The following is a 16,804-nucleotide window of genomic DNA, read 5'->3' on the forward strand; positions in this document are numbered from 1 at the left end:
AACCCTCGGATACAGACTTACGCTTCCCTGAATATGGCTTTCAACGTAACGCTCAAGCAAAGCGGCCGGCAATTCCAGGTCGAGCCCGACGAACCCATTCTCAACGCGGCCCTGCGCCAGGGTATCGGCCTGCCGTATGGCTGCAAGAACGGCGCATGCGGCTCGTGCAAGGGCACGGTCTGCAACGGCGAAGTGGAGCAGCGCGCCCACGCGGCGTCGGCGCTTTCCAATGACGAAAGAACGCGCGGCATGGCCCTCTTCTGCTGTGCGACGGCGCAAACCGACCTCGAAATCGATATCCGCGAAGTGGCGGGCGTGGGCGACGTGCAGGTGCGCAAGCTGCCTACCCGCATCGCCGCCATCGAGCGCCGCGCCGACGACGTCGTCGTCCTCAAGCTGCAGTTGCCCGCCAACGAGCGCCTGCAGTATCTGGCCGGCCAGTATCTCGAATTCATCCTCAAGGACGGCACGCGCCGCAGCTACTCGATGGCGAGCGCGCCGCACGAGGAAGGCCCGATCGAGCTGCACATCCGCCACATGCCGGGCGGCAAGTTCACCGACCACGTCTTCTCGCAGATGAAGGAGCGCGACATCCTGCGCTTCGAAGCGCCGCTCGGCACCTTCTTCCTGCGCGAGGATTCCGATAAGCCGATCGTGCTGCTCGCCTCCGGCACCGGCTTCGCGCCGCTCAAGGCGATCGTCGAGCACGCGGTCCACAAGAACCTGAACCGCCCGATGACGCTCTACTGGGGCGCGCGCCAGAAGAAGGACCTGTACCTGATGGATCTCGCCGGGCAATGGGCGAAGGAGATCCCGAACTTCCGCTTCGTGCCGGTGCTCTCCGAGCCCGCCGACGGCGACAGCTGGACCGGCCGCACGGGCTTCGTGCACCGCGCCGTGATCGAGGATCTGCCCGATCTGTCGGGCCACCAGGTCTATGCGTGCGGCGCGCCGGTGATGGTGGAGTCCGCGCAGCGCGACTTCACGCAGCACCACGGCCTGCCCGAAGACGAGTTCTACGCGGACTCGTTCACGAGCGCCGCGGACCTCGCGAACGCCGTCTGAAGTTGGCCCGAGCGGGTCGTTGCGTATGCAATGCATCGCCCCGCCGCACGGCCGTCACGAAAAATTCTTCGGCCGCCTGGAAAAATTCGGCACATTGATGGTTTACATCGCCATTCGGCTTGTCGTATTCTTGCGCCCATGAACTGCATCCTGTCCGCCCTTCGACGTCGCCGCTCGCCCCATCTTTAGGGCCTGGCTACTCGCGGACGCGCGTTGCACTTCTCAACGCACAGCAAGTTCGAATCACGAAAGCCACGGCCAGTCCGTGGCTTTTTGTTTTTCCGCCGTATCTTCTTCAACCCTTGTGCAGCCCCAACGCGGAGCCCGTTGCCATGAATTATTCCGAGTACCCGATCGAGTCGCTGATGTACATCACCAACCGGCCCGAAATCGTTTTCACGCATGGCAAGGGGTCGTGGCTCTACGACAACGAAGGCAAGCGATACCTGGACTTCATCCAGGGTTGGGCCGTCAACAGCCTCGGGCACTGCAACGACGGCATGATCGAGGCGCTGGAAAAGCAGTCGCGCCTGCTCATCAACCCGTCGCCGGCCTTCTACAACGAGCCGATGGCGAAGCTCGCAGGCCTGCTCACCGAGCACAGCTGCTTCGACAAGGTGTTCTTCGCCAACAGCGGCGCCGAAGCCAACGAAGGCGCGATCAAGCTCGCGCGCAAGTGGGGCAAGAAGCATCGTGACGGCGCCTACGAGATCATCACGTTCGACCACAGCTTCCACGGCCGCACGATCGCGACCATGTCGGCTAGCGGCAAGCCGGGCTGGGACACGATCTACGCACCGCAAGTGCCGGGCTTCCCGAAGGCCGACCTGAACGACATCGCCTCGGTCGAGAAGCTCATCAACGCGAAGACCGTCGCCGTGATGCTCGAACCGATCCAGGGCGAAGGCGGCGTGATTCCCGCCACGCGCGAATTCATGCAGCAACTGCGCGCGCTCACGAAGAAGCACGGCATCCTGCTGATCGTCGACGAAGTGCAGAGCGGCTGCGGCCGTGCGGGCACCCTCTTCGCCTACGAACTCTCGGGCATCGAGCCGGACATCATGACGCTCGGCAAGGGCATCGGCGGCGGCGTGCCGCTCGCGGCGCTGCTCGCGAAGAAGGAAATCGCCGTGTTCGAAGCGGGCGATCAGGGCGGCACGTACAACGGCAACCCGCTGATGACCGCCGTGGGCTATTCGGTGATCTCGCAACTGGTTGCGCCCGGCTTCCTCGAAGGCGTGCGTGCCCGCGGCGAGTACCTGCGCGAAAAGCTGCTCGAGCTTTCGGCCGAACGCGGCTTCCAGGGCGAGCGTGGCGAAGGCTTGCTGCGCGCGCTGCTGCTCGGCAAGGACATCGGCCCGGAGATCGTCGAGAAGGCGCGCCTCATGCAGCCGGACGGCCTGCTGCTCAACGCCGCGCGCCCGAACCTGCTGCGCTTCATGCCGGCGCTGAACGTGACGACGCAGGAAATCGACCAGATGATGGCGATGCTGCGCACGATCCTCGACTCGCTGTAATCGGGCGGAGCACGAGCGATGTCTGTCACGATCCGCGTGTTCAGCGAAGCCGATACCGAAGCGGTGATCGCGCTCTGGCTGCAGGCGTTTCCCGAGTACAACGACGCGAGCCGGCCGCATCGCAATCCGCGTCTGTCGATCGCGAACAAGCTCGGCACGCAGCCGGAGCTGTTCTTCGTTGCGGTTCGCGACGGCGGCGACATCGACGGCGCGCTCGTCGGCACGGCCATGGCCGGTTACGACGGGCATCGCGGCTGGCTCTATTCGGTCGCCGTCGCGCCCGAAGCGCGGCGCCACGGCCTCGGCACGCGGCTCGTGCGCCATGCGGAAAACGCGCTCGCCGCGCTGGGATGCCTCAAGCTCAACCTTCAGGTGCTCACCGACAAGGCCGAGGTGCTCGCGTTCTACGAGCGGCTTGGCTATCGCGCCGATGCCGTGGTGAGCCTCGGCAAGCGGCTCGCCGTGCAGGAGTCCGAAGCGCTCGCCTGAGCCTGACCGATCGATGCCATGAAAAAAGCCGCATGGGTTTCGCACCCATGCGGCTTTTGTTTTTTATGCGGCCGCCAGGACCGCAACGCGAAGCAGCTTACTCGCCCAGGTACGCGGCACGCACCTTCGGATCGTCGAGCATCTGCTTGGCCTCGCCTTCCATCGTCACGAGACCCGAGTCCATCACGTAGCCGCGATTGGCCGCCTGCAGCGCGAGACGTGCGTTCTGCTCCACGAGCAGCACCGTGATGCCTTCCGACGAGATCGTACGCACCACTTCGAAGATCTTCTCGACCATGATCGGCGAGAGTCCCATCGAAGGCTCGTCGAGCAGCAGAAGCTTCGGCTTGCTGATGATCGCGCGCGCCATGGCCAGCATCTGCTGCTCGCCGCCCGAGAGCGTGCCTGCGAGCTGCGTGGCGCGTTCCTTCAGGCGCGGGAAGAAGCCGAACATGCGCTCGACGTCCTTCTGGATGCCGTCGTTGTCGCTGCGCAGGTACGCACCCATCTGCATGTTTTCGAGGATCGACATGCGCGCGAAGATGCCCCGGCCTTCCGGCACCATCGCGAGGCCGCGCTTGAGCAGTTCATACGCGGGCACGCCCTTGATCGACTGGCCCATGTACTCGATGTCGCCCGCCGAGTACGGCTTCAGGCCCGTGATGGCCTTCATCGTCGTGGTCTTGCCCGCGCCGTTCGCGCCGATCAGCGTGACGAGTTCGCCCTGGCGAACTTCCATGTCCACGCCCTTGACTGCCTGGATCCCGCCGTAGTTGACCTGCAGACCCTTGATTTTCAGAACCGATGTCGACATCAGTGAACCCCCGCACCCAGATATGCCTCGATCACCTTCGGGTCCTTCTGCACGTCTTGCGGCAGCCCTTCGGAGATCACCTTGCCGTAGTCGAGCACTGTCATCCGGTTGCACAGGCCCATCACCAGTTTCACGTCGTGCTCGATCAGCAGGATGGTCTTGCCATCCGCGCGGATCTTGTCGAGCAGGCGCGTGAGTTCGACCTTCTCGGTCGCGTTCATGCCGGCTGCCGGCTCGTCGAGCGCGAGCAGCTTCGGATCGGTCGCGAGCGCACGCGCGATTTCCAGACGGCGCTGGTGGCCGTACGAGAGGTTGCGCGAGGTGTAGTCCGCGTATTGCGCGATGCCCACGTATTCGAGCAATTCGATCGCGCGTTCCTTGATCTCGCGCTCTTCCTGACGCTCCGAGGGGGTCTGGAACACAGCGCCGAGCAGGCCGTGCTTCGTGCGCACGTGGCGGCCGACCATCACGTTCTCGAGCGCGGTCATACCGCCGAACAGGCGAATGTTCTGGAACGTACGTGCAATGCCGGCCTGCGCCACCTGATACACGGCGGTCGGCGTGTAGGCCGTGCCGTCGAGCTTGAATTCGCCCGAATCAGGCGTGTAGAGGCCGGTAATCACGTTGAAGAACGTCGTCTTGCCGGCGCCGTTCGGGCCGATCAGGCCGTAGATCGTGCCTTCCTCGATCTGCAGGCCGACGTCGGACAGCGCCTGCAGGCCGCCGAAGCGCTTGTTCACGCCCTTCACGGACAGGCGGATAGCTTTGTTGCTCATATTCTGTTCTCCCCGTTATGCGCGAACCGGCTTCTTGCTGGCACGCTTGGCGATCTTCGCGATCTTGTCTTCGTGCTTCGCCGCCGGCCACAGGCCTTCCGAGCGATACAGCATGATGACGACCATGGCGAGGCCGTAGAGCAGCTGGCGAATGACTTCCGTATCGACGACTTCGTGGCCGAACAGCATGTGCTGGAGCGGGCCCATCGTCGAGCGCAGGAACTCGGGGAAAATGGCGAGCAGCACGGCGCCGAGAATCACGCCGGGGATGTGGCCCATGCCGCCCAGCACCACGCAGGCGAGCACGACGACCGATTCCCAGAACGTGAACGATTCCGGCGACACGAAGCCCTGGAACGCACCGAACATCGCGCCCGACAGACCGCCGAACGACGCGCCCATCGCGAACGCGAGCAGCTTGACGTTACGGGTGTTGATACCCATGGCCTTGGCGGCGATTTCGTCCTCGCGGATCGCGGCCCATGCGCGGCCGATACGCGAGTGCTGCAGACGCGTACACACCCAGATCACGAGCAGCGCGCAGATCACGAACACGTAGTAGTACATGTAGACCGACGTGAACGTGAAGCCCAGGATCTCGTGCGGCTGCGCGAGATTGAAGCCGAACACCTGCAGCGGCGCGACGCCGGTAATGCCCTGCGGCCCGTTGGTGATGTTCACCGGACGGTCGAGGTTGTTCATGAAGATACGAACGATTTCCCCGAAGCCCAGGGTCACGATGGCGAGGTAGTCGCCACGCAGACGCAGCGTCGGCGCGCCGAGCAGCACGCCGAACAGCGCGGCGAGCGCCATGGCGCACGGAATCACGATCCAGTACGGCGTGTGCAGGCCGCCCGGGAACATGTTGGCGATCCACGTGAACTGCGTGGTCAGGTGCGGCGACGTGAGCAGCGCGGCGACATAGGCGCCCACCGCGTAGAACGCGATGTAGCCCAGGTCGAGCAGGCCGGCGAAGCCCACCACCACGTTCAGGCCCAGCGCGAGCATCACGTACAGCATCGCGAAGTCGAGCACGCGCACCCAGTAGTTGCCGCCCGCGGCGCCCACCACGAAGGGGAGCGCTGCCACGACGATGGCCGTCACGATGCCGACCGTGAGGGTCTTCGTCATGTTCTTTTCGGGGATGAGCGTCGTCGACGGCTCGATCGGTTGAATTGAAGTCATGTTGTGTTACTCCCTCTTATGCGCGGTCCGCGACACGTTCGCCCAGCAGCCCCGACGGACGGAACACGAGCACGACGATCAGCACGATGAATGCGAAGACGTCCTGATAGTTACTGCCGAACACCCCGCCGGTCAGGTTGCCGATGTAGCCTGCGCCGAGCTGCTCGATCAGGCCGAGCACCACGCCGCCGACCATCGCGCCGCCGAGGTTGCCGATACCGCCCAGCACCGCGGCCGTGAAGGCCTTCATGCCGGGGATGAAACCCATGTAGAAGTGTGCGTTGCCGTATTCCGACGCGATCATCACGCCGGCCAGCGCGGCGAGCGCCGAGCCGATCATGAACGTGGCCGAGATCACGAAGTTCGGGTTCACGCCCATCAGCGAAGCGTTGTTCGGGTTCTCGGCGATGGCGCGCATGGCGCGGCCGAGCTTGGTCTTGTGCACGAGGAGCAGGAGGCCCGCCATCACGACGAACGCGACGACGATGATGACGATTTCCGTCATCGAGATCACGGCGCCCACGCCGGTTTCAGTCGGCTTGATGACGTTGATCGGGTCGGTCGAGATGAGCTGGGGGAACGCGAGCGGATTGCGGCCCCAGATGATCATGGCGAGCGTCTGCAGCAGGATCGACACCCCGATCGCGGTGATCAGCGGCGCGAGGCGCGGCGCGCGGCGCAGCGGCCGGTACGCGACCTTTTCGATCGTGTACCCGACGACCGCACACACGACCGCGGCAACCGCGAGCGCAATGCACAGCGTGGGGATGTTCCCGAGGCCCGGGAAGTGATTGTGGAGCACGTTGATCGCGGAGAGCGCGACCATGGCGCCTACCATGAGCACGTCGCCGTGCGCGAAGTTGATGATGCCCAGAATCCCGTACACCATGGTGTAGCCCAGTGCGATGATGGCGTAGATGCTGCCAAGCACCAGCCCATTCAGGATCTGCTGGATGAAAATATCCATTTAATGCTCCTTAGCCCGTGCAACCGGATTCGCGCTCGTCATCGGCCGGTGGGCGATGTTTTACGGAACCGCAACGACACTTTCGGGTATTGAAGTAAAAACCGGTAACGGTTGGCCGCCCTGGTTTGCGTTGCCGCTGTGTTGCAGCGGCAGGCTCGCCAAAAGCGGATGCAAAAACGGCACCGTCGGATGGTTCGGTGCCGTCGGGTTCAATCAACTACGCGTCATATTCACGTTGGCGTATTCGCGGCGAGCCTTGCGGCCGGCAAACGCGAATGCGTCAAACGCCATGACTCCCTCTCCCCGGCCACCCGCGCACTGCGGGATCTCAGCTGCGAGATCCGTCGCGCCCAGGCGGCGAACCGGCGTGACAACGCCGGTGCATGCAAAAGCAATCTGCATGCCAGAAATGATCGATGTTGCGCTCGTGCCTGTCTCGACATTGCGGCGGTGCCACGTGTGGCGGGGCGCAACCGCATTGATCGATGACGCGGCAAAAGCCGACTTGAATTGCATTAATCAGGTCTCCTGCGCCTTCCGAAATGCTTGCCTGATGGCCTTCTCATGGGATGTCCAGCCTTCAGAACGCGCGCATTGTAACGCCAATTATGCGACGGGCAATATTGTTGAGCCGGCAGGGTTTTCCTGCATTGCAACCATATTTTTAGATAAGCACCCGAGACGGGTTGCACCGCAGGTTGCGCCGCATTTTCGTGCACCAGTTGCACCAAAAATCGACAGGCTTCGCATCATGTGTTGCAGATAATGGCCGCAATGCCTTGTCGGGCGGGCATCGGTTCAAATGAACGATATTTAAGGGAGGGCATAATAATGCCGCTCCGGCGCGGTGCATTCGTGTCGAAAGCGTGTCAATTGCCCCATTAATTCGGGGTCACACCACGCAATTCGGCCCTGCACGCTAGAGAAAACACTAATAAGAGCACCCGGCCAATGTGAGGTTAACCTGCCTTTTCTCACCATGCGACCCTTATTATTGGCATGCCGCATCTGTCACGGGCATAAAAAAACGCGCCACATGGGCGCGTTCTCGCGGAGTGCGGGAGGCGTCAGCCTGGCTGACCGAGTCCGCGCGGCAACGGGAATGCAATGTTCTCCTCGATGCCTTCGAGCGCACGCACGTTGCGCGCACCAAGTTCGTGCAGGCGGCGAATGATCTCCTGAGCGAGCGCTTCGGGAGCCGACGCGCCAGCCGTCAGGCCGATCCGGCGCTTGCCGGCGAGCCACTGGGGGTCGATCTGCTCGGGCGCATCCACCATATAGGCAGGAATGCCGCGCTTCTCGGCCACTTCACGCAACCGGTTCGAATTAGAACTGTTCGGGCTGCCCACCACGATCACGACGTCGCACTGCGGCGCCATGAACTTGACGGCGTCCTGGCGATTCTGCGTGGCGTAGCAGATGTCCTGCTTCTTCGGCTCGCGAATGGCCGGAAAGCGCGCCTTGAGCGCCGCGATGATTTCCGCGGCGTCGTCCACCGAGAGCGTGGTCTGCGTGACGAACGCCACGCGCTGCGGGTCGCGCAGCTTGAGCGCCTCGACATCGGCAATGTCTTCGACGAGGTACATGCCCTCGGCCACCTGCCCCATGGTGCCTTCCACTTCCGGATGGCCCTTGTGCCCGATCATGACGATGTCGAGCCCTTCGTCGCGCATCTTCGCGACTTCCACGTGCACCTTCGTGACGAGCGGGCAGGTCGCGTCGTAGACGCGCAGGCCGCGCGCCTCAGCGTCGGCGCGCACCGACTTGGAGACGCCGTGCGCGCTGAAGATCACCGTGTTGCCGGACGGCACCTCTTCGAGCTGCTCGATGAAGATCGCCCCCTTCTTGCGCAGGTCTTCGACGACATAGGCGTTGTGGACGATTTCGTGACGTACGTAGATCGGTGCGCCGTGAAGCTGGATGGCGCGCTCGACGATCTCGATGGCCCGATCGACGCCGGCGCAAAAGCCGCGCGGCTGGGCGAGCAGGATTTCCGCGTCGGCCAGTTCTGCGATGAGGGACGTGTCCGTGTTGGTCATGGGCTTTAAAGGATTCCGATGATTTGCACTTCGAACGCAACCGCCTGGCCAGCGAGCGGGTGGTTGAAATCGAACAGGGCGGAGGTCTCGTTCACTTCCTTGAGCACACCCGCGTAGCGCCCGCCGTTGGGGGCATTGAATTCGATCAGGTCGCCCGGGCTGAACTCCTCGCCGATCATGCCGTTCTCGCGCAGGGTCTTGAGCGAGACGCGCTGGATCAGGTCGGGGTTGCGCTGGCCGAAAGCGACGCCCGGTTCTAGCTGAAAGGTCGAGTGGTGACCCACCTTCAGGCCCTGCAGAATCTCTTCCAGCGGCGGCGCAAGCTGGCCGGCGCCCATCAGCAGGGTGGCGGGACGGTCGACAAAGGTATTGACGATTTCGGTGCCATCGGCGAGTGAAAGCCGGTAATTCAGCGTCACGTGGGAACCGGATTTCACTTCGGAGATGTCGATGATGCTCATGCGTAACTCATTTCGTCGTAACGCGCGCTTCGCGCGTGCGCGCCGCAAGGCGCCGGTCCGGCCTGCCTCGGGCGGCCGGAAAGCATCTATTGTAAGCCAGTTGGCCGAGGCGGTCGCGGCACGATTGTGCACTGCCAACGCTCGCACTCGCGCGCGCCGCGCACGCCTTATTTGTCTGTGGAGATTGCCATGAGGGAACTCGCCTGCATGCTGGACACGGCGCCCGATACCGTCGGCGGCGCCCTCGCCGTCCGCCTGCCCGGTCCGGGCTGCGCGGAGCGCGGCCCCCGCGGCGGCGCCCGCCCCGCTCCGGCAGCGCCTGCGGTCTCGACCCACGAGAACGCGACGCCTGCGGCACCACGCCGCGACATGCCCCGCGAGCGGCTGCGCTCGGCCGGCGCCGCCGCGCTCTCGGACGTGGAGTTGCTCGCGATCCTGCTCGGCTTCGGCTTGCCGGGCCACGATGTCTTCGAGGTGGCGCGCACGCTGCTGGCCCAATTCGGCTCGCTGCGCGCCATGCTCGACGCGCCGCCCGAAGAATTCGAGGCCCTGCGCGGCATCGGGCCCGCAAAAGCCGCGATGCTGCAAGCGGTGACGGAACTCGCGCGGCGGGCGCTCGCGCAAGCGCTCGACGACAAGCCGCTCGTCGACTCTCCCGGTGCGGTCGAGGACTATTTGCGCCTCCTGATCGGCGGGCGGCCGCACGAGGTGTTCGTTTGCCTCTTCCTGGATGCGCGCCACCGGCTGATCCGCACGGAGGAAAGCTCGCGCGGCTCGCTCACGCGCATGGCGGTGTATCCTCGCGAAATCGTGCGGCGCGCGCTGACGCTCAACGCCGCGAGCCTGATCGTTGCCCATAATCACCCTTCGGGCGCGGTGCAGCCGAGCGCGAGCGACCGGCGCCTCACGCGGGTGTTGCGCGAAACGCTGGCGCTCGTGGAGGTTCAGCTCATCGATCACCTGGTCATCGGCACCCGGGAGACGTTTTCCTTCGCGCGCCAAGGCTGGAGCTGAGGTGACACAAGCACCAGGCGCGGCGGCACACAACACCATGTGCAAATTGGGTTTGATTTTCCAGGACTTTTTCTGCTAGAATTACGGTTTGCCTATTTCCAACCCTGTTCCGAAGCCCAACGAGGCGTTCCAGGGGAAATATGGCCTGGGTTCGAGGTTGTCTCTCATCCATACGTGAGCGCGCTCTTATTCCGGCCATTTCTCGCCTGGGAAACTTAAGCGGCTCTCGAACTCAGAATTTCCGTAGGAGTGTCTCATGGCACGTGTATGCCAAGTCACTGGGAAAGCGCCGATGAGCGGCAACAACGTTTCCCACGCTAACAACAAAACCAAGCGCCGTTTCCTCCCGAATCTGCAAAACCGCCGTTTCTGGGTTGAAAGCGAAAACCGTTGGGTGCGTCTGCGCATCTCGAACGCAGGCCTGCGCCTGATCGACAAGAACGGCATCGATTCCGTGCTCGCAGACCTGCGCGCACGCGGCGAACTGTAAGGAGTAAATCATGGCCAAGGGCGTCCGCGACAAGATCAAGCTGGAATCGACCGCAGGTACGGGTCACTTCTACACGACCACGAAGAACAAGCGCAACATGCCGGAAAAAATGTCGATCAAGAAGTTCGACCCGGTTGTTCGCAAGCACGTCGAGTACAAGGAAACCAAGATCAAGTAATTGATCGGGTTTCTAGCCTGACGAAGACAGAAAAACCCCGCTTTTTAGCGGGGTTTTTCTTTTTGCGCGCCCGCCCCGCCTCGGTTCGCGCGCTGCAACGGTGTTTTAACGGCGGCGCCCACACTGGCGCTATCCGTTCGCTCCTCTCTCGGAGTATGCTTCCCGCTTTATACCGGCTGCCACACGCGTGTCATATGCCATGACGGCGCAGGACCGCGGCAAACGCGGCGGCCAGAAAGCGTAGAACAAGAGAGACGGAGAAGCAGGATCATGAATTTCGATGTAGCGATCGTCGGCAGCGGCCTCGCAGGACTGAGCGTCGCGCTGAATCTCGCCGATTCGCGTCGCGTCGTGATCATCGCCAAGCGCGCGATGACCGAAGGTGCAAGTGACCGCGCGCAGGGCGGCATTGCCGCCGTGCTCGATTCGGCCGACAGCGTGGAGAACCACGTGGACGATACGCTCGTCGCCGGCGGCGGCCTGTGCGACGAGGCAGCCACGCGCTACATCGTCGAGCATGGCCGCGCGGCCATCGAATGGCTGATTGCCCAGGACGTGCCGTTCACGAAGGACGCCGCCGCCGAACTCGGCTTTCACCTCACGCGCGAAGGCGGCCACAGCCATCGCCGCATCATCCACGCCGCCGACGCCACCGGCCACGCGGTCGTGCAAACGCTGCTCGAACGTGCGCGCTCGCACCCGAACATCACGATCCTCGAAGACCATCAGGCGATCGACGTCATCACGTCCGACCGGCTGGGTCTGCCGGGCCGTCGCTGCCACGGCCTCTATGCGCTCGATCTGAAAAACGACCGCACGGTGACGATCCAGGCGCCGCACACGGTGCTCGCCACGGGCGGCGCGGGCAAGGTCTACCTGTACACGACGAACCCCGACACAGCCACCGGCGACGGCATCGCCATGGCATGGCGCGCGGGCTGCCGGGTGGCGAACATGGAGTTCATCCAGTTCCACCCCACCTGCCTGTTCCACCCGCACGCCAAGTCGTTCCTGATTTCGGAAGCCGTGCGCGGCGAAGGCGGCGTGCTGCGCCTGCCCGACGGCACCCGCTTCATGCCCGCGCACGACGCGCGCGCCGAACTGGCGCCACGCGACATTGTCGCCCGCGCGATCGACTTCGAGATCAAGAAGCACGGCATCGACTGCGTGCATCTCGACATCAGCCATCAGCCGCCGGCGTTTCTCGAAGAGCATTTCCCGACCATCCTCGCGCGCTGCCGCGAATTCGGCATCGACATCTCGAAGGAGCCGATTCCCGTCGTGCCCGCCGCGCATTACACCTGTGGCGGCGTCGTCACCGACCTGGCCGGGCGGACCGATCTCGCGGGCCTCTACGCCGTGGGCGAGACGTCGTACACGGGCCTGCACGGCGCGAACCGCCTTGCGAGCAACTCGCTGCTCGAGTGCCTCGTGATCGGCCGCTCGGCGGCCGAGGCGATCGAGGCGGAAGGGTTCAGTGCGGGCGCGCATGCGCCGCTGCCCGACTGGGACGAAAGCCGCGTCTCCGATTCCGACGAGGAAGTCGTCGTGGCCCACAACTGGGACGAGCTGCGTCGGCTGATGTGGAATTACGTCGGCATCGTGCGCACCGACAAGCGGCTCGAGCGCGCCCAGCATCGCATCGCCCTGCTGCGCGACGAAATTCTCGAGTACTACGCGAATTTCCGCGTCACGCGCGACCTGCTGGAATTGCGCAACCTCGTCGAAGTCGCTTCGCTGATCGTGGAAAGTGCGCGCTCGCGCCGCGAGAGCCGTGGCCTGCACTACAGCCGCGACTGGCCGAACTCGCTGCCCAAGGCGCTGCCGACCGTGCTCGCGCCGGAGCGCGTGCGCAATCGCACGGTTTCATGAGTCGAGCGAACTAAAAGCGCCGCAAAAAACAAAGGCCGCCTCATCGCGAGGCGGCCTTTTTTCGTTCTGGTTCAGCTCAGCGAACTTGCGTCTTCAGACAATGCGCATCGAAAAGTCCGTCGCGCGCACGTCCTTCGTCAACGCGCCAATCGATACGCGGTCCACGCCCGTTTCCGCGATCGTGCGCACCGTGTCGAAACTCACGCCGCCCGAGACTTCGAGCACCGCACGCCCCGCCGTGAGCTTCACCGCGTCGCGCATCATGTCGAACGAGAAGTTGTCGAGCAGCACCGACTGCGCGCCGTGCGCGAGCGCCGCGTCGAGCTGATCGAGCGTCTCGACTTCGATCTGGATCGGCACGCCCGCATCGAGCGCGAGCGCTGCGTCCAGCGCCGCGCCGACGCCACCTGCCGCAGCAATGTGGTTTTCCTTGATCAGGATGCCGTCGTAAAGCGCGAGACGCTGGTTGACGCCACCGCCCACGCGCACTGCGTACTTCTGCGCGAGGCGCAGGCCGGGCATCGTCTTGCGCGTGTCCAGAATCCGCGTGCGGGTGTGCGCGATCATCTCGACGTAGCGGCGCGTCACGCTCGCCACGCCCGAAAGCAGCTGCAGGAAGTTCATTGCGTTGCGCTCGGCCGTGAGGAGCGAGCGCGCCGGACCGCGCAGCGAGCAGACGGTCGTGTCGGCGGCCATGCGCTCGCCTTCGCGATAGTGCCAACGGACTTCGATGCGCGGATCGACCTGCTTCACCACGCCGTCGAACCAGAGCACGCCGCACAGCACCGCGTCTTCGCGCACGATGATGCGCGCGTCGCGCATTTCATCGGCGGGCACGAGACGGCCGGTCTGGTCGCCGGGGCCGACGTCTTCTTCGAGCGCTTCGGCCACGTTGCGTGCGATCGCGGCGTCGAACGCTGCGCCGTACTGCGCACGCACTTCATCGAGCACGGGCGCAACGGCATCGACTGCGAGCAATTCGAGTGCGCCCATTTATGCCGCCCCCACTTGCGAGAACAGCGCGGTGTCGCGCGCGAGGTCGCCGCTCGCCTGCACGCGGCGCTTGTGCTCCGCCGCGAACGCCAGCATGCGATCGATCGGCAGACGCGCACGCTCGCCGATCGCGCTGTCGACGTGGATCTCGTTGTGACCGCGCTCCAGCACGTCGGCGAGATTCGCCAGACCGTTCATGGCCATCCACGGGCAATGCGCGCAGCTCTTGCAGGTGGCGCTGTTGCCGGCCGTCGGCGCTTCGATGAAGGTCTTGCCCGGCGCCGCGAGGCGCATCTTGTGCAGAATGCCGAGATCGGTCGCGACGATGAAGCGTTGCGCGTCGAGCTTCACGGCGGCGTCGATCAGCTGGGTGGTCGAGCCGACCACGTCCGCGAGCGCAACCACGCCTTCCGGCGATTCGGGGTGGACGAGGACCTTGGCGTCCGGATATTCGGCGCGCAGCAGATCGAGCTCGATGCCCTTGAACTCGTCGTGCACGAGGCACGAGCCTTGCCACAGCAGCATGTCCGCGCCGGTCTTCTTCTGGATGTAGCTGCCCAGGTGCCGGTCAGGAGCCCACAGAATCTTTTCGCCCTTCGCGTGCAGGTCGGCGACGATCTCGAGACCGATGGACGACGTGACCATCCAGTCCGCGCGCGCCTTCACGGCCGCGCTCGTGTTCGCATAGACGACCACGGTGCGGTCCGGATGCTCGTCGCAGAACGCCGAGAATTCGTCGATGGGGCAGCCGAGATCGAGCGAGCAGGTCGCGTCGAGGTCGGGCATGAGAATGCGCTTGTTCGGACTCAGAATCTTCGCGGTCTCGCCCATGAAGCGCACGCCCGCCACGACGAGCGTCTGCGCTTCGTGATCGCGGCCAAAGCGCGCCATTTCGAGCGAATCGGCTACGCAGCCGCCGGTTTCGTCGGCGAGCTCCTGCAATTCGGGGTCCACATAATAGTGCGCGACAAGCACCGCCTTCTCGCGCTTGAGCAACGCGCGAATCCGCTCCTTCAATGCCACGCGTTCTGCCGTGGACGGCGCATCGGGCACACGTGCCCAAGCCTGTCCAACGCTGCAGACGGCACCCTGCGGCCGGTCGTATTCGACCTTCCTGATCGCCTGACTCATCATCTCCTGCCCCTACCGATCGCCGCGCCATGAAGCCATTGTGGGGACTCCGGCTTTTTTGCGGCCCAAAAAGAAAAACCCCGCCAGCGCGGGGTTTTGTGACGTCTCGTCATTCTAAAGGATTTTCCTGCGCCCCACTGAGGGGCCAAAATCCGCTCGGGACGATCAAGCCGGTGATCAGGCGTAGCGGCGCAGGCGCGAAGCGAATTCCTGCAGCGCCTTGATACCGCTTTGTTCAGCGCGATGGCACCAATCCTGGAGCTGCGTGAGCAGCTGTTCGCGCGAGGCGCTCGAACGCTCCCAGATCGCGGCGAGTTCGTTGCGCAGTTCGATGAACGTGCGCAGCTTCTGGCTGTTCGCGAAGATTTGCGGCAGCTGGCGCTTTTGGGGTTCGTTCAGGCTGGCTTCTTCCTTGTCGAACCACTTGCGCGCGCCGCGCATGACCTTGTACTTCTCGCGCTCGCCCACTTCCTTCAGGTGCGCCAGTTCCTGGCGATAGGCCTGCTTCACGGCCTTCGCGTAGCTCGCCATGACTTCATAGCGGTTCGAGAGCACGGCCTGCAGCGTCTCGTGGTCGGCCACGAGCTTGCCCTTGGCGAGACGCGGGGTCGGCGCGACCTTCTTCACCTTGGCAAGGCCAACCGCCTGCATCATGCGGATATACATCCAGCCGATGTCGAACTCGTACCACTTGTTCGAGAGCTTCGCCGAAGTCGCGAACGTGTGGTGGTTGTTGTGCAGCTCTTCGCCGCCGATGATGATGCCGAACGGCAGAAGGTTCGTGCTCGCGTCGGACGAATTGAAGTTGCGGTAGCCCCAGAAGTGGCCGAGGCCGTTCACGACGCCTGCGGCCCAGAACGGAATCCACGCCATCTGCACGGCCCACACGGTGAGGCCGACGGCGCCGAACAGCGCGACGTCAATCACCATCATGATGCTCACGCCGAGAATGGGGTAGCGCGTGTAGACGTTGCGCTCCATCCAGTCGTTGGGCGTGCCGTGGCTGAAACGGCGCAGCGTTTCTTCGTTCTTTGCTTCGGCGCGATAGAGTTCGGCGCCTTCGAGCAGCACCTTCCAGATGCCGCGCGTTTGCGGGCTGTGCGGATCTTCTTCCGTTTCGCACTTGGCGTGGTGCTTGCGGTGGATCGCGGCCCACTGGCCCGTGAGCATGCCCGTGGTCATCCACAGCCAGAAGCGGAAGAAGTGGCTCGCGATGGGATGCAGATCCAGCGCGCGGTGCGCCTGGCAGCGGTGCAGGTACACCGTCACGCCGATGATCGTGATGTGGGTGACCACCACCGCGAACAGCACGATCTGCCACCACGAGAAATGGAGCACCCCGTGGGCGAGGAAATCAAGCAGGGAGTTCAACAAGGCATTTACCTGTGAAGCGAAGCGCGTCGGCCTTTCGGCCAGGCGCCGGTGTCAAGAAAGTGAAAGCGACTAGATGCGATTGGACGGCATTCTACTAGAACCGTTCCAAGTGTTTGTAACAAAGGGAGATTTTTTTCTTTAATGGTTACGGCGTCAACATCTGAAGGGCGTTTCGAGGCGCTTTGCCGCACCTCAACTGGCACTTTCCATGATATCTGGCCCCATCTAGTCTTTCACCGCGATCCCATCTTCCGCACGCTCTACCAGGAATCCTAGTTCGAGTTGCCCCGCATCGCCTGATTATTCGATGCGATACGGCGTTCGCTGGGAATCAGGGCGCGATGATGCGTATGTCACCGCCCTGAACAGGGTCCGCGTCGAAGATGTCGCCAATACGCAACGAGCAATCGGCCAGCACGGCTATCGCGGACCGCCCGGC

The 16,804-nt window shown here is 63.8% G+C and carries 17 protein-coding genes; 7 read left to right on the forward strand and 10 right to left on the reverse strand.

The features are described 5' to 3' along the window. The first annotated feature begins 33 nt into the window (after nucleotides 1–33). The 3 genes from AB4Y35_RS17100 to AB4Y35_RS17110 all read left to right on the forward strand — a co-directional run bounded on the left by AB4Y35_RS17100 (nucleotide 34) and on the right by AB4Y35_RS17110 (nucleotide 3,071). Complete coding sequence (locus tag AB4Y35_RS17100; RefSeq protein ID WP_368705181.1) at nucleotides 34–1,065, forward strand: CDP-6-deoxy-delta-3,4-glucoseen reductase; 1,032 nt, start codon at nucleotides 34–36, stop codon at nucleotides 1,063–1,065. A 332-nt stretch (nucleotides 1,066–1,397) separates the two neighbouring features. Then, nucleotides 1,398–2,582, forward strand: coding sequence for an acetylornithine transaminase (locus AB4Y35_RS17105; protein ID WP_254316012.1), 1,185 nt, complete (start codon nucleotides 1,398–1,400; stop codon nucleotides 2,580–2,582). An 18-nt stretch (nucleotides 2,583–2,600) separates the two neighbouring features. Next, nucleotides 2,601–3,071, forward strand: a complete 471-nt coding sequence (locus AB4Y35_RS17110) for a GNAT family acetyltransferase (protein WP_368705182.1) — start codon at nucleotides 2,601–2,603, stop codon at nucleotides 3,069–3,071. Nucleotides 3,072–3,168: 97 nt separating this feature from the next. Here AB4Y35_RS17110 and AB4Y35_RS17115 read toward each other — a convergent pair whose 3' ends face one another. The 7 genes from AB4Y35_RS17115 to AB4Y35_RS17145 all read right to left on the reverse strand — a co-directional run bounded on the left by AB4Y35_RS17115 (nucleotide 3,169) and on the right by AB4Y35_RS17145 (nucleotide 9,313). Next, entirely contained in the window at nucleotides 3,169–3,885 is a 717-nt protein-coding gene (locus tag AB4Y35_RS17115) for an ABC transporter ATP-binding protein (protein WP_112173207.1), read from the reverse strand. After that, nucleotides 3,885–4,661 carry an ABC transporter ATP-binding protein gene (locus tag AB4Y35_RS17120; RefSeq protein WP_069262747.1) on the reverse strand — a complete coding sequence of 259 codons (777 nt, stop codon included), beginning with the start codon at nucleotides 4,659–4,661 and terminating at the stop codon, nucleotides 3,885–3,887. Before AB4Y35_RS17120 ends, AB4Y35_RS17115 begins: the two co-directional genes overlap by 1 nt. A gap of 15 nt (nucleotides 4,662–4,676) precedes the next feature. Then, nucleotides 4,677–5,846: an ABC transporter ATP-binding protein gene (locus AB4Y35_RS17125; protein ID WP_368694106.1), complete on the reverse strand. Its 1,170-nt coding sequence runs from the start codon at nucleotides 5,844–5,846 to the stop codon at nucleotides 4,677–4,679. A 16-nt stretch (nucleotides 5,847–5,862) separates the two neighbouring features. Next, complete coding sequence (locus AB4Y35_RS17130; protein WP_133185789.1) at nucleotides 5,863–6,813, reverse strand: branched-chain amino acid ABC transporter permease; 951 nt, start codon at nucleotides 6,811–6,813, stop codon at nucleotides 5,863–5,865. A 213-nt stretch (nucleotides 6,814–7,026) separates the two neighbouring features. Beyond that, nucleotides 7,027–7,329, reverse strand: coding sequence for a hypothetical protein (locus tag AB4Y35_RS17135; RefSeq protein ID WP_368705183.1), 303 nt, complete (start codon nucleotides 7,327–7,329; stop codon nucleotides 7,027–7,029). 551 nt (nucleotides 7,330–7,880) lie between these two features. Further along, the gene (gene ispH, locus AB4Y35_RS17140) at nucleotides 7,881–8,852 is read right to left on the reverse strand and encodes a 4-hydroxy-3-methylbut-2-enyl diphosphate reductase (RefSeq protein ID WP_342921096.1); all 972 of its coding nucleotides are present in this window, start codon (nucleotides 8,850–8,852) and stop codon (nucleotides 7,881–7,883) included. A gap of 5 nt (nucleotides 8,853–8,857) precedes the next feature. Beyond that, complete coding sequence (locus AB4Y35_RS17145) at nucleotides 8,858–9,313, reverse strand: peptidylprolyl isomerase (protein ID WP_028205261.1); 456 nt, start codon at nucleotides 9,311–9,313, stop codon at nucleotides 8,858–8,860. Nucleotides 9,314–9,502: 189 nt separating this feature from the next. Here AB4Y35_RS17145 and radC point away from each other — a divergent pair, with 189 nt between their 5' ends. The 4 genes from radC (at nucleotide 9,503) to nadB (ending at nucleotide 12,867) form a co-directional block, all read left to right on the forward strand. Then, nucleotides 9,503–10,327, forward strand: a complete 825-nt coding sequence (radC, locus tag AB4Y35_RS17150; RefSeq protein ID WP_368705184.1) for a DNA repair protein RadC — start codon at nucleotides 9,503–9,505, stop codon at nucleotides 10,325–10,327. A 256-nt stretch (nucleotides 10,328–10,583) separates the two neighbouring features. After that, on the forward strand, nucleotides 10,584–10,817 hold the full coding sequence (rpmB, locus tag AB4Y35_RS17155; protein ID WP_027794135.1) for a 50S ribosomal protein L28: 234 nt from the start codon (nucleotides 10,584–10,586) through the stop codon (nucleotides 10,815–10,817). 10 nt (nucleotides 10,818–10,827) lie between these two features. Next, complete coding sequence (gene rpmG / locus AB4Y35_RS17160) at nucleotides 10,828–10,995, forward strand: 50S ribosomal protein L33 (RefSeq protein ID WP_027794136.1); 168 nt, start codon at nucleotides 10,828–10,830, stop codon at nucleotides 10,993–10,995. Nucleotides 10,996–11,265: 270 nt separating this feature from the next. Beyond that, the gene (gene nadB / locus AB4Y35_RS17165) at nucleotides 11,266–12,867 is read left to right on the forward strand and encodes an L-aspartate oxidase (RefSeq protein ID WP_368705185.1); all 1,602 of its coding nucleotides are present in this window, start codon (nucleotides 11,266–11,268) and stop codon (nucleotides 12,865–12,867) included. Nucleotides 12,868–12,960: 93 nt separating this feature from the next. Here nadB and nadC read toward each other — a convergent pair whose 3' ends face one another. From nadC to AB4Y35_RS17180, 3 genes are all read right to left on the reverse strand, one after another. Further along, nucleotides 12,961–13,860: a carboxylating nicotinate-nucleotide diphosphorylase gene (gene nadC, locus AB4Y35_RS17170; protein WP_368705186.1), complete on the reverse strand. Its 900-nt coding sequence runs from the start codon at nucleotides 13,858–13,860 to the stop codon at nucleotides 12,961–12,963. Further along, entirely contained in the window at nucleotides 13,861–14,991 is a 1,131-nt protein-coding gene (gene nadA, locus AB4Y35_RS17175; protein WP_368705427.1) for a quinolinate synthase NadA, read from the reverse strand. It lies immediately after the preceding gene. Between the two features lie 177 nt (nucleotides 14,992–15,168). Further along, the gene (locus tag AB4Y35_RS17180) at nucleotides 15,169–16,365 is read right to left on the reverse strand and encodes an acyl-CoA desaturase (protein WP_342921099.1); all 1,197 of its coding nucleotides are present in this window, start codon (nucleotides 16,363–16,365) and stop codon (nucleotides 15,169–15,171) included. Nucleotides 16,366–16,804: the final 439 nt, after the last annotated feature.

This window comes from Paraburkholderia sp. EG286A (assembly GCF_040965375.1).
GTDB lineage: Bacteria > Pseudomonadota > Gammaproteobacteria > Burkholderiales > Burkholderiaceae > Paraburkholderia.

Coding starts and splice junctions, on each gene's coding strand:
- AB4Y35_RS17120 (WP_069262747.1), bottom strand. CDS start 4,661: ATGAGCAACAAAGCTATCCGCCTGTCCGTGAAGGGCGTGAACAAGCGC.
- AB4Y35_RS17110 (WP_368705182.1), top strand. CDS start 2,601: ATGTCTGTCACGATCCGCGTGTTCAGCGAAGCCGATACCGAAGCGGTG.
- AB4Y35_RS17100 (WP_368705181.1), top strand. CDS start 34: ATGGCTTTCAACGTAACGCTCAAGCAAAGCGGCCGGCAATTCCAGGTC.
- AB4Y35_RS17130 (WP_133185789.1), bottom strand. CDS start 6,813: ATGGATATTTTCATCCAGCAGATCCTGAATGGGCTGGTGCTTGGCAGC.
- AB4Y35_RS17135 (WP_368705183.1), bottom strand. CDS start 7,329: ATGCAATTCAAGTCGGCTTTTGCCGCGTCATCGATCAATGCGGTTGCG.
- AB4Y35_RS17115 (WP_112173207.1), bottom strand. CDS start 3,885: ATGTCGACATCGGTTCTGAAAATCAAGGGTCTGCAGGTCAACTACGGC.
- radC (WP_368705184.1), top strand. CDS start 9,503: ATGAGGGAACTCGCCTGCATGCTGGACACGGCGCCCGATACCGTCGGC.
- rpmB (WP_027794135.1), top strand. CDS start 10,584: ATGGCACGTGTATGCCAAGTCACTGGGAAAGCGCCGATGAGCGGCAAC.
- nadC (WP_368705186.1), bottom strand. CDS start 13,860: ATGGGCGCACTCGAATTGCTCGCAGTCGATGCCGTTGCGCCCGTGCTC.
- AB4Y35_RS17145 (WP_028205261.1), bottom strand. CDS start 9,313: ATGAGCATCATCGACATCTCCGAAGTGAAATCCGGTTCCCACGTGACG.
- nadA (WP_368705427.1), bottom strand. CDS start 14,991: ATGAGTCAGGCGATCAGGAAGGTCGAATACGACCGGCCGCAGGGTGCC.
- ispH (WP_342921096.1), bottom strand. CDS start 8,852: ATGACCAACACGGACACGTCCCTCATCGCAGAACTGGCCGACGCGGAA.
- nadB (WP_368705185.1), top strand. CDS start 11,266: ATGAATTTCGATGTAGCGATCGTCGGCAGCGGCCTCGCAGGACTGAGC.
- AB4Y35_RS17105 (WP_254316012.1), top strand. CDS start 1,398: ATGAATTATTCCGAGTACCCGATCGAGTCGCTGATGTACATCACCAAC.
- AB4Y35_RS17125 (WP_368694106.1), bottom strand. CDS start 5,846: ATGACTTCAATTCAACCGATCGAGCCGTCGACGACGCTCATCCCCGAA.
- rpmG (WP_027794136.1), top strand. CDS start 10,828: ATGGCCAAGGGCGTCCGCGACAAGATCAAGCTGGAATCGACCGCAGGT.